General features: G+C 60.4%; 3 protein-coding genes and 1 pseudogene. 2 read left to right on the forward strand and 2 right to left on the reverse strand.

What is annotated here, in order from left to right; genetic code table 11:
- A pseudogene (locus M6D32_RS14305) lies at positions 1–192 on the forward strand (pyrroloquinoline quinone biosynthesis protein B); the annotation flags it as partial.
- Between the two features lie 177 nt (positions 193–369).
- Here M6D32_RS14305 and M6D32_RS14310 read toward each other — a convergent pair.
- Positions 370–855: an MmcB family DNA repair protein gene (locus tag M6D32_RS14310; RefSeq protein WP_298257213.1), complete on the reverse strand. Its 486-nt coding sequence runs from the start codon at positions 853–855 to the stop codon at positions 370–372.
- A gap of 188 nt (positions 856–1,043) precedes the next feature.
- Between M6D32_RS14310 and M6D32_RS14315 the strand changes: the two genes are divergently transcribed.
- Positions 1,044–1,712 (forward strand): MBL fold metallo-hydrolase, encoded by a 669-nt coding sequence (locus tag M6D32_RS14315; protein ID WP_298257215.1) that lies wholly within the window; start codon positions 1,044–1,046, stop codon positions 1,710–1,712.
- Positions 1,713–1,754: 42 nt separating this feature from the next.
- Here M6D32_RS14315 and M6D32_RS14320 read toward each other — a convergent pair whose 3' ends face one another.
- Positions 1,755–2,993, reverse strand: coding sequence for a PHB depolymerase family esterase (locus tag M6D32_RS14320; RefSeq protein ID WP_298257217.1), 1,239 nt, complete (start codon positions 2,991–2,993; stop codon positions 1,755–1,757).
- Positions 2,994–3,315 lie beyond the last annotated feature (322 nt).

Below are 3,315 nucleotides of genomic sequence, written 5' to 3' on the forward strand. Positions count from 1 at the left end.
AGCATGGGACATATCGCCATGTCGGGCGAAACGGGTGCGATGGCTGCCCTTGAAAGTCTCGGCATCGAGAGAAAGCTATTCCTGCACATCAACAACTCGAACCCGGCGTGGCTGCATGATTCCGAGGAGCGCCGCACCACCGAGCAAGCAGGATGGCAGATCCCGGCGGACGGAATGGAGATTGTGCTTTGAGTAGTGCCGCCTATTTGAAGTTCCTGCACCACACGCGGCGAGTTCGATCCAGGAACTTCAAATAGAAAAGCGGCACTAGAATCTATAGGTTTGTGAGTAGCCCATGACTTTCCGAAGTTCGTGAAAGTGGGCGCTGCGATAGAGCACGAACTTCGGAAAGTGGGCACTAGAGAATACCTAAAATTCGCGGTGGCCTTGCGGATCGACCAGACGGTTCATCCGCAGCGCTGCCGCCATGCCAAAGCGCACCGTCATCGATTTGCGTGTCGCGCCGGGCAGCCGGTGCTCCGGAGCGGGGCGCTCCAGATGCGCGCCATAGGCATCGGCAATGATCAACCCGGTCTCATCGGGAAAAATCTCGCACGGCAGGTCCTGCGTGAAGGCAAAGAAGAGCCGGTCGCAATGGGCGCGATATTCCGGCCACTTCTGGTCGGCGCGCAAATCCTCGATCGATGATTTGATCTCGACGATCCAGATCCCGCCGCGCTCGTTGAGTGCGACGAGGTCGGCGCGCCGCCCCGATGGCAGCGGCAATTCGGCTACGCAGGCAAAGCCCAGCGAATGCAGTAGCCGCGCGGTGCCGCGTGCGATCAGCAGCGCCGTCTCCGACTGCCGCCGGTCCGGTGCAGGCGTGACAATGGCTTTCGGGGCGGATGATTCCATGACCGCAAGCATAGAACGTGACCCAAAAAAGGGGCAATGCGTTTGATGGCTGGGGCGCGGGCGGAAATTAGGTGAACTGCCGATTCCGTCCGTTATCAGGGCCATGTTCCAATGACAAAGCCGAGGGCGTCTCAAGACTCGCTCAACTTTTCCTTGGCGGAAAGTGAAAAATCGGCATTGTGAGGCCCATGGCAGAGCAAACCGAAAGCAAGGCGAAGGCCGGGGCGATGATCATCCCGGTAACGCCGTTTGAACAGAACTGCACCTTGATCTGGTGCACGGCGACCTGGAAAGCCGTCGTCATCGATCCCGGCGGCGAGGTTCCCAAAATCCAGGCCGCGATCAGCCAAGCCGATGTCACTGTCGAGAAGATCTGGCTCACGCACGGCCATATCGATCACGTCGGCGGCGCGGCCGATTTGCGCGATGCGCTGAAGGTCGAAATTCTGGGGCCGCACATCGCCGACAAATTCCTGCTCGACCATGTGGTGGAGAGCGGCGCGCGCTTCGGCATCACGGACGTGCGCAACTTTGCGCCGGATCGCTGGCTCGAGGAAGGCAATCAGGTTTCGATCGGCGAATTGACGTTCGATATCCTGCACTGCCCCGGCCATTCGCCGGGCAGCGTGGTGTTTTTCAACAAGGACATGCGCTTTGCCCATGTCGGCGATGTTCTGTTCAACGGCTCGGTTGGACGCACCGATCTGCCCGGCGGCGATCACGCCATGCTGATCGGTTCGATCAAGGAAAAGCTGTTGCCGCTCGGCGACGATGTCAGCTTTATCTGCGGGCACGGTGCCGGCTCACGGATCGGGCATGAGCGGATGACCAATCCGTTCCTCACCGGCGCGATGTGATCGCTTCATCGCGCGTCGGCAGCATCAGGAGCCGAGCGCTCTCTATTTCATGAGGCCCGCGGCGGTCAGCGCGCGGGTAATGACGGCGCCGACGTCGAGAACGCGGCGCCGCTTTGTTTTGGCTTTTGTCTTGGCTTTTGGCTTTGCCGGCGGCTTCGCAGGCCGCGCCGCCGTCATCAGCGGCTGCAGGATTTTGCCGAGGTCGGGCGCACGCGTCGAAATCGGCGAGGCCAGCGGGATCAGCTTTGCGCTCGGGGATTCGACGGTCGCGCCCGGCGAAGACTTAGCGATCTTCGGAATACCGCCGGTCAGTCCGAAGAAATTCGCGATGTGGTGGGAGGAAGAGATGCCGGCCTCGATCAGAAACAGCCCTTCCTTGCCGTATCGCTGGTCGTTCTCGGCCTTTCCGAGCGGCGTGCCGTGGGCCATCGCGGTGATGGTGTAGGATTCGACGACGGTTTCTCCGTCGGCATTCCACCAGATCTGGTGCGGGTAGCCGTCGACCATGCCTTCCGACATGGGATGGGACGGCAGCCGGTGCACGTCCAGCCACTGCTTGATGATTTCATCGGCGTTGGCGGGATTGACGGTGCGATCGGCGCTGCCGTGCCAGACCGAGACCCGCGGCCACGGCGCGCGATGCTTGGAGGCGTTGCGCACGAGATCGCCGAGCTCGCCGGCCGAACGCGGCGGCGAGCGCAACATGCCGTTCATGGCTTCGCGCACATTGCTCGCGACGCCATACGGCAATCCGGCGATGACGGCGCCGGCCGCAAAGACTTCCGGATAGGTCGCCAGCATCACCGAGGTCATGGCGCCTCCGGCGGAGAGGCCAGTGATGAAAATCCTGTTTTTGTCGATTCGGTGTTGGCTCGCCATTCGCGCGATCATCTGCCGGATCGAGCAGGCTTCGCCCTCGCCGCGTGTGGTGTCGTCCGGATTGAACCAGCTGTAACAGCCATGCGTGTTGTTGCTGGCCTGCTGCTCGGGCAACAGCAACGCGAAGCCGTAATGTTTGGCGAGTGTCGACCAGCCAGCGCCGAGGTCGTAACCTGCCGCCGTCTGTCCGCAGCCGTGCAGAACGACGACCAGGGCCGGCGACGGCGGCAAGTTCGCCGGCACATAGGAGAACATCCGCAAGTCGCCGGGATTGGTGCCGAATTGGCGCGTCTCCAGCAACGGACTGCTGCGCAGCGCGGTCAGGCCCATCGCGTCCCACGCGTTGAATCCGGGCAGCCGTGGCAGGTGGCGCAGGAATTCGATATTTCTGGCAAGCGACATGGCTGCTCCTTGGCCCGAATATCGGGACAGACCTCAAATCAGATAATTGGTGCACTGCAAAATAAAAAGCCCGTGTGCTGCCGGTCCTCAGAAATATTTGTTCGTTTTCGTGCGCGAAAAGCGCATGACGTATGCGTGACAAAAATGCAGCGCGTGCGAAGTTCCTGCATTCATCGAATGCCGCTAGTGCTCCGATTCCGAAGTTCGTATCATATTGCGGCTCCACGTTTACGAACTTCGGAATCAAAGGAGCACTAGCCAATTATATGATTCTAGTGCGGTTTAGAATTTGAAGTTCCTATGACGAGGTTTCCGCGAAATT

The sequence above is a fragment of the Bradyrhizobium sp. genome (genome assembly GCF_027307225.1).
GTDB lineage: Bacteria > Pseudomonadota > Alphaproteobacteria > Rhizobiales > Xanthobacteraceae > Bradyrhizobium.